Consider the following 24,003-nt stretch of genomic DNA (forward strand, 5'->3'; position numbering starts at 1 on the left):
GGCGGACAGGACCGGACGTGGACCTTTCTCTACGCGCCCGGATACGGGCCGGTGACGCACAGGCCTTCGCGCAGCTCTTCCGGGAGCACGCGCAGGCCGTGCACGGCCACGCCGCCCGCTGGCTCGGAGATCCGAGCACGGCCGACGACGTGGTCTCGTTGACCTTCCTGGAGGCCTGGCGGCTGCGGACGAAACTGCTGGACGACGACGCGTTCGCCACGCGGACCGGCCAGGAGGACGACGTCGGCGACGGTCTGCGCGCCTGGCTGTTCGGCATCTCCACCAACGTGCTGCGCAACACGCGCCGCGCCGCCCGTCGGCACAGAGCCGCACTGGACCGCCTGCCCGACCGCCGCTCCGGCACCGAGACGGAGCCCGACTTCGCCGACGCGCTGGTCGGCCGGATGGAGGACACCGAGCGCCTCGCGGCCGCCCGATCCGCCCTGGAGCGGCTGAGACCGCGCGAACGGGAGGTGTTCGCCCTGTGCGTCTGGTCCGGGCTCAGCTACGCCGACGCCGCGGTGGCGCTCGGCGTTCCGCTCAGCACCGTGCGCTCGCGCCTGTCCCGCGCCCGGCAGCGGCTGCGGCGCCTGGCCGAGAACGAACTCGCGCGCCGTGCCGCCCGGCCCCCCGGGCGGCCGGTGGCCGAAGAAAGAACGAGACGCCTCCACTCCCGCGGACAGGAACCGGGTGACCGCGCCGCAGCAGCCCGGTCGACACAGGAGAGATACCGATGAACCCCGCCGAACGTGAAGAGATGGCACGGCTGTTGCCGAGCCCGGGTGACCCGGTCCTGCCCAGCGACCGCCTGACCCAGTTGGAGGCACATCTGATGCGAGAGATCACCCGCGAAGCGCCCTCGCCGAGCGCTCCCGCCACCCGCGAACGCCCCTCCCGCCCCCGGCCGTTGCGGCGTCTCGCCGCGATCGCCGTCCCCGTGGCCACGGCCGCCGCCCTCGTCGCGGCGGTGCTCACCGCGGGCGACGACGGAGCCGGCCGGCCGTCCACCGACCCGGAAGCCGTCCGGCTGCTGGACCGCATCGCCACGGTCGCCGCCGCGCAGGAGGCCCCGCGCGTGCGCGACGACCAGTACGTCTACACCCTGACCGAGGGCACTCGACAGGTCATGGACCAGGGCCGGGACACCCTTCGGCGCTCCGACTGGCACGCCGTCGACGGCACGCGCGACGGACTGGCCCGCATCACGGTGCTGTCCGGCCCTTCCGGCAAGGGCACCGAGGACACGACGCTGAAGGCCGACCCGAACCGAGCGAGTTACCGGGAACTGGAGGCGCTGCCCACCGGCACCGACGAGTTGTACCAGCACATCTGGAACGCCACGAAGGGCCAGGGGCCCACCCATGAGGAAGCCGCCCTGGAGATGATCGGTTCCATGCTCCAGGAGGCCACGCTGCTCCCGGAGGTGGACGCGGCCCTGTACCGCGCCGCCGCCAGGATCCCGGGCGTGACCGTGGTGCGCGACGCCCAGGACGCCGCCGGCCGGTCGGGCGTCGGCCTGTCCTTCGGCGACGGCGAGGACCGGGACGTCTGGGTCTTCAATGAGAAGGACCTGAAGTACCTCGGCTCCGACGAGGTCGCGCTGCTCGACATCGACGTCGTCGACAAGGCCGGACAGACTCCGGCCGGCTGACCCGTCCCCGGGCGGTACAAGCCGCCCGGGCCCCGCCCTCCCGGTCGCCGGCGACCGACAAAGCCCGCCCCGCCACCGCGCGGGCGGGCTCCGTGCTGCCCTCTGCCTTTCCGGTCGTCTCCTACGACGGGGCGGTCACCTGGCGGCCGTTGGCGGACGCCCGGTCCTGGACCATCGCGACGGTGCGGCTCCGTCTCGCTGCGGGCCCCGCCGACCCACGCGCACCGCAACACGGTGACACGGACCCTCAAGCGCGCCCACCTCCCGCGCTGCACCGGCCGGGAGCGGCCCGCCGCAACCGCTCCCGGGCGAGAGGCCCGGCCAGGTGCTTCCGCCGACGGCCGGCGCACCGGGCGGGACGGCGGTGCGCCGGTACGCGGCGCTCAGCCGGCGGTGCCGCGCACCTCGGCGAGGAGGCGGCCGGGGTCCGTGCCGGGGAACCGGTCGAGCATCGCGCGGATCCCGGCGGCGTCGGTGTTGGCGCCGAACAGCTCGGTGCCGGGCTGCATGCGCACGCCCTCGGCCAGCGGGCCGGCGACGACCGGGTCGAAGCCGAGGGCGTCGACGAGCGCGGCGACGGCGGCGACGTCGTCCTCGCCGTCCCCGGCGATCGCGATGGCCTTGCGTCCCGGGGCACCCGCCGGACGGGCACCCTCCTCCAGGTCGTGGTAGCCCATGTGGTTGAACGCCTTGACGACGCGCGAGTCCGGCAGGAAGGCCTGCACGATCTCGCTGGAGGAGGTGCGCGGGTCGGTCAGGTCCTCCCGGATGCCGTCCACCTCCCACCAGTAGTTCATGGCGTCGACCACCAGCTTGCCGCGCAGCGCGGACACGGGCAGGGAGCGGTGCTTGCCGAGCGGCAGGGCGAGCACGACGACGTCGGCGCGTTCCGCCGCCTCGGCCGCGGTCACCGCCACCGCGCCGGGCGTGACGATCTCGACGACGAGGGCGATCTTCTCCGGGTCGCCGGAGCCGGCGATCAGTACGTCGTGCCCCGCGGCGAGGGCGAGCCTGGCGAGCACGGTGCCGACCTTGCCGGCGCCGAGGATGCCGACGGTGGTCATGGCTCAGCCCGCCAGCATGTCGCGGACCATGGGCGCCACCTTCGCGCCGAACAGCTCGACGGCCCGCGTACGGGCGGCCACCGGCTGCGCCCCGGAGCTGTAGATCATGTCGAAGCGCCCGACGCCGAGCGTCCCGACCGCGCCCGCGATCTTGCGTGCGACGGTCTCGGGAGAACCGATGTACAGCGAGCCGTGCTCGACCTCGGCGTCGAACTCCGCACGGCGCAGCGGCGGCCACCCGCGCTGCGCGCCGATCCGGTCCCGGATCACCTTGTACGAAGGGTAGAACAGTTCCCTGGCCTCTTCGTCGGTGTCGGCCACGAACCCGGGGGAGTGCATGCCGACGGGGTGCGCGACGGTGCCGAACTTCTCGGCGGCCCGCTGGTAGAGCTCGATGTAGGGGCCGAAGCGCGCGGGGGAACCGCCGATGATCGCGAGCATGAGCGGCAGCCCGTGCCGGGCGGTGCGCACGACCGACTGCGGGGAGCCGCCGACGCCGACCCAGGTGTCCAGACGGCCGGACTCGGTCTTCGGGAAGACGTCGGCGTTCTCCAGGGCGGCCCGGGTGGTGCCGCTCCACGTGACGGGCTTCTCGTCGAGCAGCCTGACGAACAGGTCGAGCTTCTCCTCGAAGAGGACGTCGTAGTCGCTCAGGTCGTAGCCGAACAGAGGGAAGGACTCGGTGAACGAGCCGCGGCCGAGGATCGCCTGGGCGCGGCCGTGGGAGATCGCGTCCACGGTGGCGAAGCGCTGGAAGACCCGCACGGGGTCGTCGGAGCTGAGCACGGTCACGCCGGAGGCGAGCTTGATGCGCGAGGTACGGGCGGCGATGCCCGCCAGGACGGTCTCCGGGGCGGAGATCGAGTACTCCGGACGGTGGTGCTCGCCGACGGCGATGACGTCGACGCCGAGCTCGTCGGCGATCACCGCCTCCTCCACGACCTGCCGGACGGCGGCCGCGTGCGAGAGGGGTACGCCGGCGTCCTGCGGGACGTCGCCGAAGGTGTCGAGGCCGAGTACGAGGTCTGTCATGGTGCACCCTCTCCGCGTGGTTGATGATTCAACCATCTCGTGTTCCCGTTGACATGTCAACAATGGAGGGAGGGTGCCCATTCCGGGCGTGCGCCCGCCGCGGAGGGCGAGGCGCGCGGCAGGTCCCTACGCGTCCCTCGTCTCGGCCGGGGTCCGCAGCACGAGCAGGGCGACGTCGTCGTCGTTCTCGGTGGGCCGGACCCGGCGCAGCAGCTCGTCGGTGAAGGAGGCGATGGGGCGGTGGGCGAGCGCGGCCGCGTGCCGGCGCAGCCGCTCCAGGCCCTCGTCCAGGGAGTGCCCGACCGCTTCGATGAGTCCGTCGGTGTACAGCAGGAGCGTCGAGCCCGGCGGCAGCACGGCGGAGGCGTCGGGCCGGGGTTTGCCGGCTCCGGTGCCCAGCAGGATGCCGTGGCCGTCCAGGAGGTACCGGGTGAGGCCGTCGCGGCTGACCAGCAGGGGCGGCGGATGCCCGGCGTTGGTCCAGCGCAGCTCCCAGTGGCCCTCCTGTGCTGCTTCGAGACGGGCGAAGATCATGGTGGCCATGGGCACGTTCGTGATGTGCGTGACCGCCTCGTCGAGACGTTCGACGATCCGGCTGGGGGGTTTCTGCTGGGACCAGGCGTAGGCGCGGAGCATGTTGCGCACCTGCGCCATGCCGGCCGCCGCCTCAAGGTCGTGGCCGACGACGTCGCCGACCGCCAGGGCGGTGGCGCCGTCGGGCAGGCGGAAGGCGTCGTACCAGTCGCCGCCGACCTGGGAGGCGTCCGGGGCGGGCAGGTAGCGGGCGATCATCCTCAGCCCGGGCAGGCGCGGCAGCTGGGGGAGCAGGTGGTTCTGCATGGTCTCGGCGACCTTGCGCTGGCGCTGGTAGAGGCGGGCGTTGTCCAGGGCGAGCGCGGCCCGGCGCGCGATGTCCTCGATCAGCGGGAGATCCGCGTCGGTGTAGTCGCCCGCCTTGTCGGCGCGGCCCAGCGTGAGGGCCCCGAGGACCTCACGGGTGCTGCGGATGGGGACGATGGCCGCGGAGTGGATGCCGGTCGTCTTGAACAGGCGCTGCTGCTCGACGGCGATTCCGGAGTCCGGCTCCCGCTGGTAGGTCCCGGGTCCGGCAAGGGTCGAGGCCACCCCGCGCAACGCTCTGGACAAGGGCATGGGCGACTCCTCGGGCACCGGGGGCATGGGCCCCTGGAGCTCCGCGTGGTACACCAGCGTGTCGCCGTCGGCGTGCACCACCGCGCTGCGCCACACCTCGTCGCGCTCGGTGATCAGGTCGACGACCGCCCAGTCCGCCAGCCGCGGCAGGACCAGCGCCACCAGCCTGCGCAGCGCCTCGTCGACGTCGAGGGTGGAGGTGAGGCGCGTGGTGGTCTCCGCCAGCAGGGCCAGCCGCTCCAGCTCGGTCAGCGGCTCGGCCGCCCGCTCCGGCTGCGGGCCCGTGTTCCTGGTCTGCCGGTCACAGTGGAAGACCACGAGCGTCGCGGGCTCGGGCTCACCGATGTCGTAGGGGGTGAGAAGCCACGAGACGGGCAGCAGGGAGCCGTCGCCCTTCGCGAACCACTCCCCGCCGGCCTGCTCCGTGCGCCGGGCGTGGAACGCCTGCCGCATGCTGCACCGGCTGGTCGGCAGGGTCTGGCCGCTGGCGTCCCGGTGCAGCAGATCGTGCGCGTCGCGGCCGAGCATGTCCTCGGCGGTCCGCTTCAGCAGCTGCTCGGCCCGGGCGTTGACCGCGACGATGCACCCCTTGTCGTCCACGATGTACGCCCCCGCGCCGATCGCGGCCAGCGCCCCCTGCGGCGTGATGCCGGCCACCTCGGGGGACCGTGGACCGGTGCTCCCGGTCCGCTCCGGCTCCGCCACGCCCCTGCCTCCTCGCTGATCGCCGGACACCTCTGTCCCGCATTCCTTCCCCGAGTGCCCCCCGCGTGACCACCTCAGCCCCCGTACTTACGCCCGGCCGGGAAGGCATGGACCGCGCCTGTGATGGAATTCGTGGGGTAATCGGACTGCCGTGACGTGAAGGGCGTAGGTGCGAGGCGGCTTATGCAGCAGGCTGCTGACGATGAGGGGCGGGCGCTGTCCCGTCGGTCGACTGCCATGTCGGCCGCCTTCGAGGGCGGTGAGGCGATCGCCCGGGCTCGTGACCACGCGGGGCTGTTCCTGCGCGGGCTGCGGGAAGAGCACGGGGTGCCGGTGCCCGAGCGGATCGTGCACCTCGTGCAGCTCGTGGTGAGCGAGCTGGTGACCAACACCCGCAAGTACGCCCCCGGGCCGTCGTCGCTGACACTGGAGGCGCGCGACGGTTCGGTCTCGGTGACCGTCTGGGACACCGAACCACGACTGCCGGTGGTCCGCGGCGCCGACCCGGTCCGGGTCGGACAGCACGGACTGGAGATCGTCAGGGCGGTCTGCCGGAGCCTGGAGGTCCACCCCGAACCGGTCGGCAAACGCATCACGGCCACCATCGACCTGCCCCAGCCGCCCGAGGACCCTCCCGCCGACGGCGCCTGACCCCGAGGACACGACCAGCACTCGCCCTACCACGCGACCAGGCGCGGGCGGTGTTCACTTCAGCGGAGTGACGAGGCAGAAGGGATGCCCGACGGGGTCGGCGTACACCCGGTACCCGACTGGCTTGTCGGACCCGTCGAGCAGCGTCGCACCCAACGCGAGGACTTGCGGCTCGGCCACGTCGAGATCCGCCACCATGACGTCGATGTGCATCTGCTGAGGGTGCTCCGGCCTCCTGGTCTCGTCCAGCCGCAGCTGCCGTCCACGGTGAGGGCATGGGACAGCGCCATGGAGAAGCAGCCGGAGTGCGCGGCGGCCATCAATTCCTCGGGGCTGGTCCGGCCGTTGGCCTGCTCGGCTCGCGACGGCCAGGTCACGGGCAGCCGTCCGGGACCACAGGAGTCGAGCGTGACGACTGCCTCGCCGTCGAGCAGCCTGCCGTGCCAGACCGTGTGTGCGGAGCGAGTTGCTGCCATCTCCATGCCTTTCGCTGATCCACGACGTGCTCGGGTCGAAGATCACCTTCGGGGCATCCGCCGCTCACCCGCAAGGCCACTTCCGTGCCATGCGGTGCTCACCGCTGCTCACCCCCGGGCCCGACCGCGCGTGTCCGGTCCGGGGGCGCCGGGTACCCGCTAGCGGTGGCCGGTGAGTTGAGCGGCGAGGAGATGGGAGTCCAGCAGGGCGGGATCGGCCGTGCGGGCGGCCTTCGCATAGCCGGTGAGCATGCGTTTGGTCAGCAGCAGGGCCTGTGGGGAGCGCCGGGAGAGGGGTCTGGTCCAGGCGGTGACGGTCTCGTCCAGGGCGTCGAGCGGTGCGACCTTGTGCAGGAGGCCGAGGCGGTGGGCGGTGACGGCGTCGAACGTCTCGCAGGTGAGCATGAGTTCGCGGATCCGGGCGGCGCCCGCTTCCGCGATCAGCCGGCCCATCGCGCCGCCCCAGGCGGGTGCCAGCCCGAGACCGACCTCGGGCATGCGGAAGCGGCAGGTGTCCGCGCCGGCGCGCAGGTCGCAGTGGGCGGCCAGTGCCAGACCGGCTCCCACGACCTTGCCGTGCAGGCGGGCGATGGTGACGGCATGGGTGTTCTCCAGTGCCTGGCACAGGCGGTGCGCCTTGTCCGCGAGGCGCAGCAGCGTGCCACCGGTGGGGTCGCTGTCCAGGGCGTCCTGGTACTCCCGGCGGTCGGCCCCCAGGCAGAAGTCGTCGCCCAGGGAGGAGAGCACCAGGACGCGGACGTCGGGCTGGTCGTGGAGGTCGTCCAGGACGTTGATGAGCGCGTCCAGGACCGCCGTGCTCACCACGTCGTCCTGTGCGGCGGGGTTGAGGCGGACGTGCAGGACGGGACCGCTTCTGGCCAGAGCCAGGGGAGCGGTGGCGCGGGCGGTCTCGAAGGGGTGCGCGGCGTCGGCGGCGGGGGTGCCTACGGGGGCGGGCACGGCGGCGGCGGGGGTGCGGGGCGGGTTCATGCGAGCGCTACATCCAGGTTCAGCAGGCGCCGGAACGCGACCCGGGGCGCCAGCGCGGGGCGGCGGACCAGGGTGAGTCTCGGCAGACGGGTGATGAGGTGGCGGAGCAGGGTCTGTGCTTCGAGCCGGGCCAGGGGCGCTCCGAGGCAGTAGTGGATGCCCCAGCTGAAGGCCAGGTGGGTGGGGTTGCGGAGCGGGTCGAAGGTGTCGGGGTCGGGGAACCGGGCGGGGTCGCGGTGGGCGGCGCCCACCATCAGGTGGACCATCTCACCGGCGGCGACGTCGGTGTCCGCCAGGACCGTGTCCTGCGCGGCGACCCGGCTGATGACGTGCGTGGGCGGGTCGAAGCGCAGGGACTCCTCGACGAACGCGGGCACCAGGTCCGGCTCTCGGGCGAGCCGGGTCCAGCGACCGGACTCCTCGACGAGGCGGAGCGTCATGGTCGACAGCAGGGTCGCGGTGGTCTCCAGCGCCGCCAGCAGGACGAACAGGGCGAGGAAGTAGACGGCTTCGTCCGCCTTGTCCCGGTCCGGTTCGAGCTCGTCCCAGGTGCTGATCCAGTGGGAGACGGGGTCGTCGCCGGGCCGTTCGCGCCGGGCGCGCACCAGGTCCAGGAAGTACGCGCGCAGTTCGGCCATGGCGGCGTCGGAACGGGCGAGCTGGCTGGCGTTGGGGAGCAGTTCCTGGGTGAAGACCTGCTCGTGGGTGAGCTCACGCAGCCGGGGCCAGTCGGCGCTGGGCAGTCCGAGCCAGTCGCCGACGGTCGCGACGGGCAGTTCCTCGCTCACCAGCTCCGAGAAGTCGGCCTCGCCCGCGCGCAGCCGCTCGTGCAGGGTGTCCAGCAGCCGGTCGACGATCTCGGACACCCGCACGCCCAACCGGTCGATGGTGGTGCGGTCGAAGCCGCCGGCCGACCGGCGCACGCGCGTGTGCTCCGGTGGGTTGAGGGCCGGCAGCGTACGGCTGATCTCCCGGGACGAGGGGGCACTCCAGCGGGTCCGCGCGCCTTGCTGCTCCCGCCACCGGGTGTCCGGTTCGAGCCAGACGCCGTTGCGCAGCACCTGCTCACAGGCGGCGTACTCGGTGACGAGAAATCCACCCCAGGGCGCGGGGCTGACAGCGCCGCGCGCCCTGAGTTCTGCGTAGAGGGGGAAGGGGTCGGCCTGTCCGTCAGCCGTCCGAAGACGGGAGAACAGGGAAATGGTGGCCCGACGGTCCGTAGACGGAGTCGTGACACTACCCACGGTAGCGGCTCCTTTCTGCCAGCCGCTATCCGTACCCGAGTGATAATTGAGTCATACAGTAACTCTGTAGTTTCATATGGTTACTTGCGTCACTCGCCGTTCATCCAGGCCCGGAAGCGGCTGAAGAGCCCGCCCTTCGGACGCGGTGCGGCGTGCGCCGGCCGGTGCGCCGCGTGGGGCTGGGGAACGCCGGTGGGCGAGGGAGCCGTCTGCACGGAGGACTGCGGCGCCTGACGCGTGGTGACCGGCTGCGCCACGGTCCGGGGGGTGAACCGGATGGGCACGGTCACCAGCGAGCGGCTCCACGGCGCAGGCACCCACGCCAGTTCGGCGAAGGGGACCCGCATCTCCACGTCCGGCAGCCGGTTGAGCAGCGACTCCACGGCCGTGGCGGCGATCATGAACGCCGGGTCCTTGGCCGGGCAGGCGTGCGGACCGGCGCCGAACGCCAGGTGGGCCTTGGGGCTGAGCTGCTCGCGGTGCGCGGTGAGCTTGGGATCGGTGTTGGCCGCCGCGAAGGAGATCAGGACCGGGTCGCCCGCCCGCAGGGTGCGGTCGCCCAACTCGACGTCCTGAGTGGGGTAGTGCCCCGCGTAGTTGGCGATCGGCGCGTAGTTCCACAGGGTCTTCACCACCGCGTCCTCGACCGGCAGGCCGGTCGGCCAGTCGTCGCTGAGGTACAGCGCGGCGCTGGTGCCGATCGCGGCCGTCAGGGGCGCCGTGCCGCCGGAGAGCAGCGTCACCAGCTGGTGCAGCACCTCCTCGTCGCTCAGCCGGGCCGAATGCACCATCAGCCGGGTGGTGAGGTCCTCGCCGGGCTGGCGGCGCTTGAGGGCGATCAGTTCGCCGAGCGCGGCGCCCAGGATCTCGTCGGCGCCCGCGGTGCCCTGGAAGATGCCGGTGATCCCGGCGATGACACGGTCACCGATCTCGGGCGGGCAGCCGAACAGGTCACCGAAGACGAGCAGGGGCAGCGGCTGGGCGTACGCGGCCATCAGCTCGGCCTGACCGAGGGGCTCGGAGCTGAAACGGCTGATCAGGTAGTCGGCCGACTGCTGGGTCAGGCGGATGAGCCGGCTCTGGTCGACGGTGGCGAGGCTCTCCGTGACCGCCTGCCGCAGCCGGGCGTGCGCCGCGCCGTCGCTGAAGAGGGCGTTGGGGCGGTACCCCATCATGGGCAGGGCCGGGCTGTCCTCCGGGACCCGACCCTCGTTCAGGGCGTTCCAGCGGCGCGAGTCGCGGACGAACAGCTGCGGGTTCTGCAGGATGTACAGGCTCGCGTCGTAGCTGGTCACCAGCTCGACCTGGACGCCCGGCGCGATGTCGACGGGGGCGCTGTGCCCCATCGAGCGCAGCTTGTCGTAGGTGCGCTCGGGGTCGGAGCCGAAGTCGGGGCCGTACAGCGGGATGTTGCCGTGCGCGGGGCATTCGGCAGGTACCCCGGGTGACTCTGGGGGCTGTTGCATGGTGGTGGCTCCTAGCCGAGTGAGGACAACAGGTGCTTCACGAGCGTGATGAGGGCCTCCATCGAGGAGTCCTGGTCGCGGACGTCGCAGTCGATGACCGGGGTGTCCTCGGAGAGGTTGAGTGCCTCGCACACTTCGGGCAGGGGGAAGTGGGTCCTGCCGTCGAAGGTGTTCACGCCGACGACATAGGGCAGGCCGAAGGCCTCGACCAGGTCCAGGATGGGGAAGGTCTCCTCCAGCCGTTCGGGGTCGACCAGGACGAGCGCACCCAGCGCTCCCCTCGACAGGCCCTCCCACATCTGCTTGAAGCGTTCCTGCCCGGGGGTTCCGAAGATGTAGAGGACCAGGTCGTCACTCAGGGTCAGGCGCCCGAAGTCCATCGCCACGGTGGTGGTGGTCTTGTCGGGCGTCTCGGAGAGGTCGTCGAGGCCCACGCTGGCCTCGGTGATCTCCTCCTCGGTCTGCAGCGGCTCGATCTCGGAGACGCTTCCGATGTAGGTGGTCTTCCCCACCGCGAAGTGCCCCACGACCAGGACCTTGACGGAGCGGGAGACCTTGGGATCCAGATACACGGACTTACGCTCCGGTTCGTATGCGCTCCAGGCCATGGAGCACGGCGGTGAGCAGGGCGGGGTCATGGCGTTCGGCATGCGGCACCGGATTGCGCACATGGATCAGGTCGTCCTCGGCCATCTGCGCGAGCAGGATGCGCACGATGCCCAGGGGCAGCTGGGTGTGGGCCGCGACCTCGGCGACCGAGAGGTACCCGTCCGCGAGCAGGTCGATGACCGCGCGAGCCTCCGGGGCCAGGGTCCGCACCGTGGCCAGGGCCGAGTCCTGGGCCGTGATCATGGTGGTGTGCTCGTACTCGCTGTCCCGCGGGAGTACGCGCCCCTTCGCCATGACGAAGAACGGGACTAACGGGGCCGTCAGTTCGAGCTCGTCGGACGGGTCGTCATGCATCGCTGGCCCTTTCTCCCGGCACGCCCGGCTGCGACGCGGGCATCGCGTCAGTCAGGCGTGCGGCGAACTCCTCGATGTCACAGTCGTGTTCGGCGGCCGCCGCGAGGAAAGCACCCTCACCGGCGGCGATCAGGAACACCCAGCCGTGCTGGAACTCGATGACCGTCTGGCTCCACTCGTCGTCCGCTTCGCCGCCCGCGAAGGGCGCGGTCGCCCGGCTGTAGGCGTGGATGCCGGTCATGGCCGCCGAGATCGTGTCCGCGAGGTCCCGGTCGACCCCCGCGCTGGCGCCGCGCGGCAGACCGTCCGCGCCCAGCAGCAGGGCGTGCAGGGCGCCCGGCACCGAGGCCACCGCCCGGTCCAGCCGGTCGAGAACGGCGACGGACCTGCTGTTGTCGGCGGGCTGCGCCTGGGGGCCGTCCCCGGCCTGGGCGGCGTCGGCGGGGAGGACGCGCGGCGGGGCGGTCAGGTTGTTGCCCAACCGGGCGACCAGCCGGTTCATGCGGAACGAGAGCTGCTCCATGTCCACGTCGGGCTCCGCGGCGGCGGCCAGGTAGGCGCCCTGCCCGGCCCCGATCAGAAAGACCCAGCCGTGCTGGAACTCGATGACGGTCTGGATCCACTCCCGGTCCGGAGAGGTGCCGGCGAAGTGGGCGGTGGCCCGGCTGAGGGACTGCATCCCCGCCATGGCCGCCGAGACGGTTCCCACGTCCGCGCGGGTCAGACCGTCCGTGGCACCGCGCGGTATGCCGTCCGCCGACAGCACCACGGCGTGCCGCGCCTTCGGCACGTTGGTGACGATGTCCTGAACCATCCACGACAGGTCGGTCGTACTCATGCGTTGTCGGACCCTTCGGACGTGGGGGTGTCGACGGAGGCCACGTCACGCCCGGTCTGGGTGCCGCGCTGCAGGGCACCCAGGCTGCCGGTGCCGCGGCGTCGCACGGCTCGTCTGACGGGCTGGTCCGCCGCGGGGGAGTCGCCGACGGACGTGATGCGGGTCCCGCGCTTGGGCAGACCGTTGGCCGTGCGCTCCGGCGTGCGCGCCTGCACCGGCCGGATGCTGCTCACGGGCGCGGCCTCCGGGGCCGCGGGGGTCTCCTCCATGGTCCACAGCTCCTCGGGCAGCAGGACGACGGCCCGTACGCCGCCGTACCGGGAGACACCGGTGACGTCCACCTTGAAGCCGTACTGCCGGGCGATCAGGCCGATCACCGGGAAGCCGAACTTCGGCTGGGTGCCCAGCTGGGACAGCCGGGGGACGTCGTCGCCGGACAGCAGCGCGCTCGCCCGCTGCCGGTCCTCGTCGCTCATGCCGACGCCGGCGTCGTCGATGATGATGCAGAGGTTCTGCTGAACCTGGCGGAACGTGACCTCGATCGGCGCGTCGGCCTGGGAGAAGCTGGCAGCGTTGTCAAGCAGTTCGGCGACGGCGAGGGCGACCGGTGCGACGGCGGAGGCCTTCAGCGCGATGCCGCTCGGCTGCATGATCTCCACGCGCTGGAAGTTGCGGATCTGGCTCTGGGCGCTGCGGACGACGTCGTAGACGCTGGCCGGCTGGTTGCGGCGGCCCAGCGGCGCACCGCACATGACGGCGATGCCCTGGGCCTTGCGGGCCATCTGGGCGTTGGCGTGCGTGATGTCCATCAGGTCGGCGAGGACCGGGTGGCCGCCGTACTCGCGCTGGACCCCGTCCAGCAGCGTCGTCTGCTCGGCGGCGAGGCTCTGCAGGAAGCGTGCGGCACCCTTGAGGACCGCCTTGATGTTCTCCTCGGCGGCCTGCTCCGCTTCGCGGATGACCCCGTCCTGCTCGTTCCTGATCCTCGCCAACTCGGCCTGGACGCGTCCCAGTTCGTTCTGGCTGTACTGCAGCCGCGCCTGAAGCTCGGCCTCGGACTCCTTCTTCCTCCTCGTCACGCCTCTGCTGCGGAGCACGAGTGCCACGACGGCGGCGACCGCTGTCACCGCTATCGCAGCCAGGCACCAAAGAAGCACGTCTTGAGTCATGGAAACCTTTCCCGGCGCGTTACATGCGGGCGTCGGGGGTACGCCTCGCAAGGATCCGCAACCCGTCCAGCGCACTGCACACGGGGGGAGTTCAGCGCGTTCGGGGTTCAGGGCCCTGAGCAAAAGTGGATCAAGGTCGCAGACGGCGGAATGCTATCACCGTCAACCCACTGCATCGGAGGTCACTCCTCCGGGTTTCACATCACCAACAAGCCCTGCAGCTCAGGGGCGTTGACGCCCGACCGGCCCCCACTGCCGGGCGGAACCGCAGCCGCTTCCCCGGGTGGCTGAGCCAGCGGCCGAGTCGGGGGCGTGATCACACCGGGTGCCATCCCGGCGTGGTCTGCGCCCGGGGCGTGGGCGGCGAGGTGGCCGACGCGTTCAGGCTGAGCCGGGAGACGATCCGGTAACGGTCGCCCCGGTAGAGGGAGTGGACGTACTCCACGGGCCGGCCGTGCGTGTCGCTGGTGTGGCGCTCGAAGAGCAGGGCGGGCGACAGCTCGGGCACGCCCAGCAGTGCGGCCTCCGCCTGGCTGACGACCGTGGGCTCGATCGTCTGTGTCGCGTCACTGACCCGCACTCCGTGCCGCCGGCGCAGATGCTCGTAGAGATCGCCCGTCTCCAGCTCCCTGGCCGTGAGCGCCGGTACCAGTTCCGCCGGGATGTGCAGGTGCTCGATGGCCATCGGGGCGCCGTCGACCAGTCGCAGGCGCGCCGCGTAGACGATCTCGGCGGCGGGGGACAGGCGCAGTTTGCGGCCCACCCGGGCGCCCGCCGTGATGGTGGCGAACTCCAGCAGGCGGCTCGACCAGGCGCCGGACGCCTGCGGCAGGATCATGCCGTGGGAGTCCGAGACGAGCTCCTGGGTGATCTTCTCGGGGGCCACGAACATGCCCCGGCCGTGCTCGCGCACCAGGAGCCCGGCCGCGACCAGTTCGTCCACGGCCGCTCGAAGGGTCGGGCGGGAGACCTGGAGCGTGGCGCACAGGGACCGTTCGGAGGGGATCGCGTCCCCGGGGCGCAGCGACTCGATCAACTGGAGGATGTGGTCCCGGACGCGCTCCCGTTTGAGCACCGCCCCCGACTCGCCCGCGTTCATGCCCGACCGCTCCCGCCCCGCCGTACCCCGATGGCGCTCGACCCGTTGTGTGGACTGTTTACCATTCGCCCTCGACTGGTCAAGTGCCGGATGTGCCCGTCCGCCGTCCGAGCCGGGAGCGCCATGGCCAAAAGTGGTTGCGACGCGGGGGATTGACGCCTCTATTGGTCTATGCCATTTTCATCGACCAACGAGAGGTCACCTGTCCAGTTGCCCAACTGGTCAGGTGCCGTGGCGCCTTCCCCCCAGAGGTGAACCGTGAAGCACCGCATGCTCGCAGGCCTGTCCGCACTGGTGATCGCCTCCGGCGCAAGCGCCTGCGGCTCCGGTTCCTCCGGGGACTCCGCCGACGGCGCCACGACGATCGACGTCTGGCTCATGCGCGACAGCGTCTCGGCCCAGTTCCAGAAGGAGTTCGTCGCGGGCTTCGAGACCGCCCACCCGGACATCGACGTGCGGATCCAGATCCAGGAGTGGGACGGCATCGGGGAAAAGGTCACGGCCGCCCTCGCCAGCAACGACGCCCCGGACGTCATCGAGACCGGCAACACCCAGGTCGCCCAGTACGCCCAGAGCGGCGGCCTGCTCGACCTGAGCGACCGGATCGGCGAACTCGGCGGCGAGGACTGGATCAAGGGGCTGGCCGAGCCCGGAGCCTTCGAGGGCAGGCAGTACGGCATCCCGTACTACGCCGCCAACCGTGTCGTGATCTACCGCACCGACCTGTTCGAGAAGGCCGGCGTCGACGCCGCCTCCATCAGGACCCGCGAGCAGTGGATCAGCGCCACCGAGAAGCTCGACCGCGGGACCACCCAGGGCATCTACCTGCCGGGACAGATGTGGTACGCCCTGGCCGGGTTCATCTGGGACGAGGGCGGCGACCTGGCCACCCGCTCCGGCAGGACCTGGAAGGGCGCGCTCGACACCCCGCAGGCGCTGCGCGGCATGGCCTTCTACGAAGAGCTCCAGGCCCTGGGCGACGGCCCCAAGGACTCCGACGAAGCGGAGCCCCCGCAGGCGGAGGTCATGGCCAAGGGGCAGGTGGCCCAGATCATCTCCACGCCCGGCGGAGCCAACGTGGTCACCGAGCACAACCCCGACCTCAAGGGCAGGCTCGGCTTCTTCCCCATCCCCGGCAAGACCGCCGAACGCCCCGGGTCGGTGTTCATCGGCGGCTCCGACCTCGTCATCCCGGCCGCCTCCGGCAAGCAGGACGCCGCCTTCACCTTCGTCAAGGAAATCACCGGCGACGCCTGGCAGCGCAAGCTCGCCGCGGCCATGAGCTACGTACCGAACAAAACGACCCTGGCCGACGCGGTCGCCTCCGACCCGGGCGCCTCGGCCATGGCCAAGGGCGCCGCCGTCGGCAGGGCCACCCCCAACACCCCCGGCTGGGCCGCCGTCGAAGCGAAGAACCCCATCAAGGACTACATGACCGCGGTCCTCACCGGCGCCGACGCGGCGGCGGAGGCGGCCCGGGCCTCCGCGGCCGTGACCGCCGCCATGAACGGCTCCTGATCCGCGACCGCGCGGCTCGCCACGGCACCTGCCACCCACCCATGAGACGACACATCCGAGGAGACGGCACCGTGTCGGTCACCCGCGACGCCGGCGCGCCACCCGCCCGGCCCCGCCCGCCCGCACCACCCCCCGACAAGCCCGGGCGCGGCAGCAGGCACCGCGCCGGGCACGCGGGCCCCTGGCCCTACCTGCTGGCCGCTCCCACGGTCCTGGGCATGCTGTACCTCCTGCTGTACCCCCTGGCCCGCGCCGTGCTGATATCGCTCCAGGACTTCCGGCTCCGGGAGCTCATCCAAGGCGACGCGCGGTTCGTGGGACTGCGCAACTACGAGACGCTGCTGACGGACGAGCGCTTCTGGCAGGTGGTGCGCCGCACCTTCGTCTTCATGGCGGCGAACGTCGCCCTGATCATGCTCCTGGCGACCCTGGTCGCCCTGCTCGTCGAACGACTGGGCCGCCGGTGGCGGACGGCCGTGCTCAGCGCCCTCGTCCTGGCATGGGCGATGCCGGTCATCGCGGCCACCACCGTCTTCCAGTGGCTGTTCCACTCCGAGTTCGGCATCGTCAACTGGACGCTGCAGGCACTCGGCTTCGCATCGTTCGACCGCTACCCCTGGTTCGCGCACGGCCCCGCCGCCTTCACCATCCTCGTGCTGCTGATCGTCTGGCAGTCGGTGCCGTTCGCCGCCATCACCCTCTACTCGGCCCTGACGACCGTGCCCACGGAACTGTACGAGTCGGCCCGCCTCGACGGGGCCTCGGCCGGGCGCATCTTCCGCGCCGTCACCCTCCCCATGATCCGGCCGATCTTCATGCTGGTCCTCTGCCTGGAGGTCATCTGGACCTTCAAGGCGTTCGTGCAGATCTGGGTGATGACCAACGGCGGACCCGGGGACGCCACGACCATCCTGCCCGTCTACGCCGTCCAGACCGCCCTGTCGAGCCAGCGCTACGACCTCGGCTCCGCGGCGTCGATGGTCACCGTCCTGCTGATGGCCGCCGTGCTCGTCCTGTACTTCCGCCAGCTGTTGCGTCAGGAGGGCGATACCCCGTGAGCCCCGTGAGCCCGGCCGGAGCGCGGCGTTCCGGGCCGCGCCGGCGCGTCCTGCTGCACTCGGCCGCCGGCCTGACGATCGTCCTCTGCCTCTTCCCCGTCTACTGGATGATCACCACGGCGTTCAAGCCCAACCGGGACATCCAGTCGGACACCCCCCGGCTCCTGCCCCGCACCTGGACGCTGGAGCACTTCCGCACCGCCGTCGACGCCGACGGATTCGCCCTGTTCTGGCGCAACAGCATCCTCGTGACCGTGGCCGCCGTCCTGCTCGCCCTGGTGGTCGCACTCGGGGCGTCGTTCGCCGTGGCCCGCATGCGCTGGCGCGGCCGACGGCAGTTCATGCTGCTGGTGTTCGTCGCCCAGATGGCACCGTGGGAAGCGCTGATCATCCCCGTGTACATCATCTCCCGGGACACCGGGATGTTGGACCGGCTGCCCACCCTGACGCTCGTCTACTTCATGATGACGCTGCCGTTCACCGTCGTGGTGCTGCGCGGGTTCATCGCCGCCATCCCGCCCGAACTGGAGGAGGCGGCCCAGGTCGACGGCTGCACCCGGCGGCACGCCTTCCGCCACATCACCTTCCCCCTCCTCACCCCCGGTCTGATGGCCACCTCCCTGTTCGGCTACATCACCGCCTGGAACGAGTTCGCCTACGCCAACTTCCTCATCATCAAACAGCAGGACAGCCGCACCCTGCCGGTCTGGCTGTCCTCCTTCCAGAACGTCTTCGGCACCGACTGGGGCGCCACCATGGCGGCCTCCACCCTCTTCGCGCTCCCCGCGCTCGCCGTCTTCCTCCTCCTGCAACGCCATGTGACCTCCGGCTTCGCAGCCGGCGCCGTCAAGGGCTGAGCCCTCCCGCGCCCCCCACCCAGACGCGACCTCTTCCGGAGACAGCCGTGACCTCGCCCGCACCGCGGACACCGCTCCTGCCCCGTCCCACCAAGGCCCGCATCAAAGCCGGTCACCTCACCCTCGACGCCGGCACCCGGCTGCGCGTCACCGGCGGTGCCGAACCCGCCGCCGACCTCCTGCGCACGCTCCTCGCCCCCGCCACCGGCCTGCCCCTGCGCCCCGCCGCCGACGGACCGGTCGTCCTCGCCCTCGACACCGCCCTGACGGGCCTGGGCGACGAGGGCTACGGGCTGACGATCGGACCGCACTCGCTGCTCCTGCGCGCCCGCGCCCTCACCGGACTCCTGCGGGGCGTACAGACCATCCGCCAACTGCTGCCCGTACCGGCCCTGGCCCCCTCACCGCAGCGCGGCGTGCCCTGGACCCTGCCCTGCGCCGACATCACCGACGTCCCCCGCCGGCCCTGGCGCGGGGCCATGCTCGACGTGGCCCGCCACTTCCAGCCCCTGTCGTACCTGCTGCGCTACGTCGACCTGCTCGCCCTGCACAAGATCAACGTCTTCCACCTGCACCTGACCGACGACCAGGGCTGGCGGATGCCCGTCCCGGCCTACCCCAAGCTCACCGAGGTCGGGGGCCACCGCCGCCAGTCCGCGACCGGACCGAGCGGCGACCGCTACGACGGCACCCCCCACGGCGGCGCCTACACCCGGGCCGAACTCACCCGTCTCGTCGGCCACGCGGCAGCGCGCGGCGTCACGGTGATGCCCGAGATCGAGATGCCCGGCCACGCCCGGGCCGCGGTCGCCGCCTACCCGCACCTGGGCAACCGGCCGGAGCGGACCCTGGACGTCTGGACGAGGTGGGGGGTGTGCGAGACCACGCTCGGCGTGCACGAGGAGGTCTTCGACTTCTGCCGGACCGTGCTGGAAGAGGTCATGGACGTCTTCCCCTCGCCGTACCTGCACATCGGCGGCGACGAATGCCCCACCACCGAATGGGAGCGGAGCACGGCGGCCAGGGCCCGGGCCCGTGCCGCGGGGCTGGCCGGCCCCGCGGCCCTGCACGGCTGGTTCCTCGGCCGGGTCGGCGCCTTCCTCACCCGGCAGGGGCGGCGGCCGGTCGCCTGGGCGGAGACCGGCACCGAACTGCCCGAGGGATTCACCGTGATGGCCTGGCGCGACCCCGAGCACGCCCTGGCGGCGGCCCGCCGCGGCCACGACGTGATCAACTCCCATTACCGCGCCACCTATTTGGACTACCCCCGCAGCGCGGACCCCGGCGAGCCGCCGGGGCAGTCCGGAGGCGTGGTGGCCCTGCGGGACGTCCACGGCCACGACCCGGTCCCCGCCACGGCAACCGCGCAGACGGCCGCCCGCGTCCTGGGCACCCAGGCCCACCTGTGGACCGAGTACGCCGCGACACCGGCGCGCATCGAGTACCTGACCTACCCCCGTCTGTGCGCCCTGGCCGACGGCGCCTGGAGCGGCCCCACCACCTGGGCCGACTTCAGCTCCCGCTTGGCCGGACACACCGCACGCCTCGACGCGCTGCGGGTCAGCCGCCACCCCTGAGCCGCACCACCGCACGCCCACCACCCTGCCGCCCGGCCCCACCGAGCGGCAGGACCACCAGATCCCACCCGGGAAAGGAACGAGCATGCATCGGCCCACCGCTCCCCGCAGATGGCGCGTCGCCGCAGCCGCCGCCGTGGCCCTGGCCACCGGAACCACCGGCCTCGCCGGCCTGACCGGCACGGCCAGCGCCGCCGGGGAATCCGTCACCGTCCAGTACCGCACCAGCGCCGGCTCCGCCACGGCGGACCAGTCCGAACCCTGGCTGAAGGTCAGGAACACCGGGACCGCCCCGCTCCAGCTCTCCGCCGTCAAGGTGCGCTACTACTTCAAGGCCGACTCGCCCGGTGCGGCCTACCGCTTCGCCTGCTCCTGGGCGGTCAGGGGCTGCGCGCACATCACCGGCACCTTCGGCACCCTCGCCCGTCCCACGGCCACCGCCGACCGCTACCTCGACATCGGCTTCACCGCGGGGGCCGGCAGCCTCGCCCCCGGCGCCGACACCGGGGACATGCAACTGCGCTTCCACCGCGCCGACTGGCAGACGCTCCAACAGAGCGACGACTACTCGTTCAGCGCCTCGCGCACCACGTACGCCGACTGGCCGAAGGTCACCGCCCAGGTCTCCGGCAGCACGGTGTGGGGCACGGCCCCCGAGGGCAACGACCCGACCGATCCGCCCACCGACCCGCCCACGGACCCACCGGCCGGCGGACAGAGCCTCTTCGACGACTTCAACTACACCGGCTCCGGCGACCCCAGGATCTCCGCGAACGGCTGGAGCGTCCGGTCCAACTCCGGCGGACCCGGGGTGCCCGGAGCCACCTGGGCCCCCGAGAACGTGACCTTCGCCAGTTCCGGCGGCAACTCCGTGATGAACCTGCGGACCTCCACGGCCGGCACACCCGAGAGCACCCGGCACACCGAAGTCCTCACCAAGGCCATGAAGTTCAAGAACGGCACCTACGCCGCCCGCGTCAGGTTCTCCGACGCCCCCGTCTCCGGCCCGGACGGCGACCACCTCGTCCAGACCTTCTTCACCATCAACGACCTCAAGGCCCCCATGGCCGACGACTACGCCGAGTACGACTTCGAGTACCTGCCCAACGGCGGCTGGGGCGAGCCCGCCCACATCCTCTACACGACGTCCTGGGAGACCTACAACCCCGACCCGTGGCAGGCCGTCAACCAGCACACCGAGTCCCGGCAGAGCCACGCGGGCTGGCACGACCTGGTGCTCACCATCGACAACAGCAGCATCAAGTACTACCTCGACGGACAGCTCTTCGGCACCCACGACGCCGCCTACCTGCCCGAGCGCCCCATGTCGATCAACTTCAACCAGTGGCTGATCGACCTCGCGGGCCAGACCAGCACCACGCCGCGCGCCTACGACGAGCAGGTCGACTACGTCCTGCACGTCAAGGACCAGGTGCTGACTCCGGCCCAGGTCACCGCGAAGATCAACGCCTACCGCGCCGCCGGAACCACCTTCGAGGACACGGTTCCCACCAGCTAGCCCGGCCGGCCCCCGCGTGAGCACGGCTGCCCGCCCCGGTGCGGGCAGCCTCCCCCGCGGGCCGGCCCGGTGCGCCGGCACCGGAGACCGGTCCGCCCGCCTCACTGCTCTGAACGCCGGGGGCCGGCGAGCATGAGGTTCGGCTCGGTCAGCGTGAGCACCGCGCTGACCGCCCGGCGGGACAGCAGCCGGAAGTCGCCCGCCCCCTCGGCGGGTTCGGCATCCATGAAGCGGTTCACGAGCCGGTAGCAGAGGCGTGCCGTACCGGTGCGCAGTGCCCCTTCACAGTTCCGCGTGGTTGCCCATGCCGTTCACGTTGCGCGTACGGTCACCGAAGGGGAGGGCTCCCGCGGCGGCGTTGCCCGCGCAGAGGACCAGGAGCGTGACGGTGGGCGGCCAGGACGGCCGCCCACCGTACGTTCCCCCGCCCCCGGCTCCGGGTCACTGCCGCAGCCGGTCCACCGCCTGCTTGGCCTCCAGCAGCCCGGCGCCGGTGGCCTCGCGGTACTTCTTGATCGCCGGGACGTGCTGCCCGGCGCGCACCAGGGCCGCCACCTCCGCCAGGGCGGGGTCGTCGTCCGGTACGCCGTGGTGCTCCATGAGCAGGCCGACTCTGTGCTCCAGCCGGGACATCCGCCGCTCCAGCCGGCGGGCCCGGCTCTCCACGGTCGCGATGGTCGTCAGCCCGACGAGCACGACCAACAGCCCTACCAGGGTGGACAAAGCACCCTCCCTTCCTTGCGGGTCGGGACACACCGCACCTCACGGCGGTCCACGGGGTGAGAGGCGACAACCGGGCACGGCGTTGCCCGGTGCCGGGGGTCAGGACGGATCGGGCCGCCCCGGGCGCGGAGTGACGAGCCCGGAGTCGTAGGCGAGGATCACCGCCTGCACCCGGTCCCGCAGCCGCAACTTGTCGAGGATGTGGGCGACGTGGGTCTTCACCGTCGTCTCGCCGATCCCCAGCTCGACGGCGATCTCCGCGTTGGACAGGCCGCGCGCCAGGGTGCGCAGCACGTCCAGTTCGCGGCCGGTGAGCACGTCCAGGCGCGGCGGGACGGGAGGAGCGGCCTGCGAGGGCAGGCCCGCGAACCGCTCCAGCAGGCGCCGGGTGACCCGGGGCGCGAGCACGGCCTCGCCGGCGGCCACCGTACGGATGGCCGCCACCAGGGAGTCGGCGGGACCGTCCTTGACGAGGAAGCTGCTGGCTCCGGCCCGCAGCGCGTCGACCACGTGCTGGTCGAGATCGAACGTGGTCAGGATGATGACCCGGCCGGGCAGCCCGCTCTCGGCGATCAGCCGGGTCGCCTCGACCCCGTCCATCCGCGGCATGCGGATGTCCATGAGGACGACGTCCGGTGACAGCCGCCGGGTCTCCTCGACGGCCTCCCGGCCGTCGGCGGCCTCGCCCACGACCTCGATGTCCGGCTCCGCCTCCAGGATGTACCGGAAGCCGGTCCGGATCATCGGCTGATCGTCAGCCAGCAGGACGCTGATGGACCGCATGGTGGGCCGTTCCTCCGTTGTTCGCGATGCCGTCGTCCTCGGGCAGGTCGAGGACGGCGTGGACGCAGTAGCCGCCGCCCGGCCGGGGACCCGTGTGCAGGGTGCCGCCCGTCGCGGCGATGCGCTCCCGCATGCCCAGCAGACCATGCCCGGCCCCCTCCCCGGCCACGGGGGTCCGTGCGGCGGCGGCGGAGGCGTCGCCCGGCCCGTCGTCGCAGACGCGCACGTGCAGCCGCCCCGCCTCCTCCTCCCAGAGCAGACGCACCCGCGTACGTGTCGCGCCGGCGTGCTTGACCGTGTTGGTGAGCGCCTCCTGCACGACGCGGTACACCGTCAGGTGGTACCCCGCGGGCAGCGGCACCGGATCACCCGACACCTCGTAGTCGACGTCCAGACCCGTGGCGTTCCGTACGGCGTCGACGAGCGAGGGCAGCGCGTCGACGGTCGGCTGGGGCGGCTCCGTCGAGGGCGTGCCCTCCTCGTCGGCGCGCAGCACGTCCAGCAGCCGGCGCAGCTCGGTGACCGTGTCGCGGCCCGTCTGCTCGACGGTGGCGTGCAGTTCGTGCGCCTTGTCGGGCGACCGGTCCTGGACCCGGTCGGCCGCGATGGTCTGCACGACCATGAGACTCACGTTGTGGGCCACGATGTCGTGCAGCTCACGGGCGATCCGCGCCCGCTCCTGCATCACCGCGGCCCGCGCGTTGGCCGCCTGCTCGCGTTCCAGGGCGGCGGCGCGCTGCATGGCCTCGTCCCGGACGGCCGTCCGGGCCCGGGACAGCCGGCCCAGCGCCCACGCCGCCAGCAGGAGCACCGCGTCGGTCAGCAGTGCCGCGAGCCGGTGCCCCGCCGGGGCCAGGAACGCCTCCGCCAGCGCGCTGAGCGGAATGAACACGGCCGCGACGAAGGCCGTCACCCGTGGTGTGCCGCGTACGGCCGTCAGGAACACGGCGGCGGCCACGGCCAGGTAGGTGGGGCCGATCGACGTGCCGTCCGGCCCGGCCAGCTGGGGGACGTAGGACAGGTGCTGCAGCGTCCCGGCCGCGACCGCCATCACCAGCAGGGCGGCCAGGGGCACCCCCCGGTGCACGGCGAGGGGGAGCGTGGACAACGCCACCAGGACGAACCACCAGTGATCCGGCTCCCGCAGCGGGAGGCCGTCCGGGGGGACCGCCTCCGGCAGCGCCAGGCACGCGGCCGCCGCCAGGACGGCCAGCGTCACGTCCGTCACCGCGGCGGGCACCTGACGGCCCGCTAGGGACCCGGGTTCTCTCATGCACCCACGGTAAGGGCCCAGCGCACCCAACCTGCCCGTCCGGGAGTCGGAGCCGTCCCGCCGGCCTTCCTCCTTCCGGTCCCCTCCGTAAGGAGGAGACGCGGCGACGGCGGCGCCCGGGGACGCCGGGCCTCCTCGTCCGCACGGGCGAAGCCGCCGCCCCTCTCCTCCGCCCGGCGGAGGCCGTGATTCGAC

Annotated in this window: 24 protein-coding genes and 1 pseudogene; 8 read left to right on the forward strand and 17 right to left on the reverse strand. The window is 72.1% G+C overall.

Translation table 11 applies throughout. From position 1 onward, the window contains the following. The first annotated feature begins 17 nt into the window (after window positions 1–17). Window positions 18–737, forward strand: coding sequence for an RNA polymerase sigma factor (locus AC07DA_RS04815; RefSeq protein WP_479124595.1), 720 nt, complete (start codon window positions 18–20; stop codon window positions 735–737). After that, window positions 734–1,651: a CU044_5270 family protein gene (locus AC07DA_RS04820; RefSeq protein ID WP_479124597.1), complete on the forward strand. Its 918-nt coding sequence runs from the start codon at window positions 734–736 to the stop codon at window positions 1,649–1,651. Before AC07DA_RS04815 ends, AC07DA_RS04820 begins: the two co-directional genes overlap by 4 nt. A 383-nt stretch (window positions 1,652–2,034) precedes the next feature. Here AC07DA_RS04820 and AC07DA_RS04825 read toward each other — a convergent pair whose 3' ends face one another. From AC07DA_RS04825 to AC07DA_RS04835, 3 genes are all read right to left on the reverse strand, one after another. Then, window positions 2,035–2,715, reverse strand: a complete 681-nt coding sequence (locus AC07DA_RS04825; RefSeq protein WP_479124599.1) for an NADPH-dependent F420 reductase — start codon at window positions 2,713–2,715, stop codon at window positions 2,035–2,037. 3 nt (window positions 2,716–2,718) lie between these two features. Continuing rightward, window positions 2,719–3,747, reverse strand: coding sequence for an LLM class flavin-dependent oxidoreductase (locus AC07DA_RS04830; protein WP_479124601.1), 1,029 nt, complete (start codon window positions 3,745–3,747; stop codon window positions 2,719–2,721). Between the two features lie 126 nt (window positions 3,748–3,873). Further along, entirely contained in the window at window positions 3,874–5,604 is a 1,731-nt protein-coding gene (locus tag AC07DA_RS04835; RefSeq protein ID WP_479124603.1) for a PP2C family protein-serine/threonine phosphatase, read from the reverse strand. Window positions 5,605–5,787: 183 nt separating this feature from the next. On the opposite strand from AC07DA_RS04835, the gene AC07DA_RS04840 reads away from it, so the two are divergent. Further along, window positions 5,788–6,255, forward strand: coding sequence for an ATP-binding protein (locus tag AC07DA_RS04840; RefSeq protein ID WP_479124605.1), 468 nt, complete (start codon window positions 5,788–5,790; stop codon window positions 6,253–6,255). Window positions 6,256–6,309: 54 nt separating this feature from the next. Here AC07DA_RS04840 and AC07DA_RS04845 read toward each other — a convergent pair whose 3' ends face one another. The 10 genes and pseudogenes from AC07DA_RS04845 to AC07DA_RS04890 form a co-directional block, all read right to left on the reverse strand. After that, on the reverse strand, window positions 6,310–6,579 hold the full coding sequence (locus AC07DA_RS04845; protein WP_479124723.1) for a VOC family protein: 270 nt from the start codon (window positions 6,577–6,579) through the stop codon (window positions 6,310–6,312). Further along, a pseudogene (locus tag AC07DA_RS04850) lies at window positions 6,510–6,731 on the reverse strand (OsmC family protein); the annotation flags it as partial. The pseudogene AC07DA_RS04850 and the gene AC07DA_RS04845, both read right to left, overlap by 70 nt. A gap of 159 nt (window positions 6,732–6,890) precedes the next feature. Further along, window positions 6,891–7,721 (reverse strand): enoyl-CoA hydratase/isomerase family protein, encoded by an 831-nt coding sequence (locus tag AC07DA_RS04855; protein ID WP_479124606.1) that lies wholly within the window; start codon window positions 7,719–7,721, stop codon window positions 6,891–6,893. Beyond that, complete coding sequence (locus tag AC07DA_RS04860; RefSeq protein WP_479124608.1) at window positions 7,718–8,965, reverse strand: cytochrome P450; 1,248 nt, start codon at window positions 8,963–8,965, stop codon at window positions 7,718–7,720. Before AC07DA_RS04860 ends, AC07DA_RS04855 begins: the two co-directional genes overlap by 4 nt. A gap of 89 nt (window positions 8,966–9,054) precedes the next feature. Further along, complete coding sequence (locus AC07DA_RS04865; protein WP_479124610.1) at window positions 9,055–10,431, reverse strand: cytochrome P450 family protein; 1,377 nt, start codon at window positions 10,429–10,431, stop codon at window positions 9,055–9,057. Between the two features lie 11 nt (window positions 10,432–10,442). Next, a complete protein-coding gene (locus tag AC07DA_RS04870) occupies window positions 10,443–11,003 on the reverse strand; it encodes a GTP-binding protein (protein ID WP_479124612.1) in 561 nt (186 codons plus the stop codon). 4 nt (window positions 11,004–11,007) lie between these two features. Then, a complete protein-coding gene (locus AC07DA_RS04875; protein ID WP_351362051.1) occupies window positions 11,008–11,394 on the reverse strand; it encodes a DUF742 domain-containing protein in 387 nt (128 codons plus the stop codon). Continuing rightward, window positions 11,387–12,208 (reverse strand): roadblock/LC7 domain-containing protein, encoded by an 822-nt coding sequence (locus AC07DA_RS04880; RefSeq protein WP_479124724.1) that lies wholly within the window; start codon window positions 12,206–12,208, stop codon window positions 11,387–11,389. The genes AC07DA_RS04875 and AC07DA_RS04880 overlap by 8 nt, the downstream gene beginning before the upstream one ends. 20 nt (window positions 12,209–12,228) lie before the next feature. Next, a complete protein-coding gene (locus AC07DA_RS04885; RefSeq protein WP_479124614.1) occupies window positions 12,229–13,338 on the reverse strand; it encodes an ATP-binding protein in 1,110 nt (369 codons plus the stop codon). Between the two features lie 379 nt (window positions 13,339–13,717). Next, window positions 13,718–14,500, reverse strand: coding sequence for a GntR family transcriptional regulator (locus AC07DA_RS04890; RefSeq protein ID WP_479124616.1), 783 nt, complete (start codon window positions 14,498–14,500; stop codon window positions 13,718–13,720). 258 nt (window positions 14,501–14,758) lie between these two features. On the opposite strand from AC07DA_RS04890, the gene AC07DA_RS04895 reads away from it, so the two are divergent. The 5 genes from AC07DA_RS04895 to AC07DA_RS04915 all read left to right on the forward strand — a co-directional run bounded on the left by AC07DA_RS04895 (window position 14,759) and on the right by AC07DA_RS04915 (window position 21,029). Further along, entirely contained in the window at window positions 14,759–16,018 is a 1,260-nt protein-coding gene (locus tag AC07DA_RS04895; protein ID WP_479124618.1) for an extracellular solute-binding protein, read from the forward strand. A gap of 71 nt (window positions 16,019–16,089) precedes the next feature. Further along, complete coding sequence (locus AC07DA_RS04900; RefSeq protein ID WP_479124620.1) at window positions 16,090–17,076, forward strand: carbohydrate ABC transporter permease; 987 nt, start codon at window positions 16,090–16,092, stop codon at window positions 17,074–17,076. Then, on the forward strand, window positions 17,073–17,933 hold the full coding sequence (locus tag AC07DA_RS04905) for a carbohydrate ABC transporter permease (RefSeq protein WP_479124622.1): 861 nt from the start codon (window positions 17,073–17,075) through the stop codon (window positions 17,931–17,933). The genes AC07DA_RS04900 and AC07DA_RS04905 overlap by 4 nt, the downstream gene beginning before the upstream one ends. A gap of 47 nt (window positions 17,934–17,980) precedes the next feature. Beyond that, window positions 17,981–19,510 (forward strand): beta-N-acetylhexosaminidase, encoded by a 1,530-nt coding sequence (locus tag AC07DA_RS04910; protein WP_479124624.1) that lies wholly within the window; start codon window positions 17,981–17,983, stop codon window positions 19,508–19,510. Window positions 19,511–19,595: 85 nt separating this feature from the next. Further along, window positions 19,596–21,029, forward strand: coding sequence for a cellulose binding domain-containing protein (locus AC07DA_RS04915; protein WP_479124626.1), 1,434 nt, complete (start codon window positions 19,596–19,598; stop codon window positions 21,027–21,029). A gap of 101 nt (window positions 21,030–21,130) precedes the next feature. Here AC07DA_RS04915 and AC07DA_RS04920 read toward each other — a convergent pair whose 3' ends face one another. The 4 genes from AC07DA_RS04920 to AC07DA_RS04935 all read right to left on the reverse strand — a co-directional run bounded on the left by AC07DA_RS04920 (window position 21,131) and on the right by AC07DA_RS04935 (window position 23,808). Next, a complete protein-coding gene (locus AC07DA_RS04920; RefSeq protein ID WP_479124627.1) occupies window positions 21,131–21,256 on the reverse strand; it encodes a hypothetical protein in 126 nt (41 codons plus the stop codon). Window positions 21,257–21,470: 214 nt separating this feature from the next. Beyond that, window positions 21,471–21,752: a hypothetical protein gene (locus tag AC07DA_RS04925; protein ID WP_479124629.1), complete on the reverse strand. Its 282-nt coding sequence runs from the start codon at window positions 21,750–21,752 to the stop codon at window positions 21,471–21,473. A 99-nt stretch (window positions 21,753–21,851) separates the two neighbouring features. Beyond that, window positions 21,852–22,535 (reverse strand): response regulator, encoded by a 684-nt coding sequence (locus AC07DA_RS04930; RefSeq protein WP_479124630.1) that lies wholly within the window; start codon window positions 22,533–22,535, stop codon window positions 21,852–21,854. Then, window positions 22,507–23,808, reverse strand: coding sequence for a sensor histidine kinase (locus AC07DA_RS04935; protein WP_479124631.1), 1,302 nt, complete (start codon window positions 23,806–23,808; stop codon window positions 22,507–22,509). Before AC07DA_RS04935 ends, AC07DA_RS04930 begins: the two co-directional genes overlap by 29 nt. Window positions 23,809–24,003 lie beyond the last annotated feature (195 nt).

It is taken from the genome of Streptomyces sp. NPDC044921, from assembly GCF_056432865.1.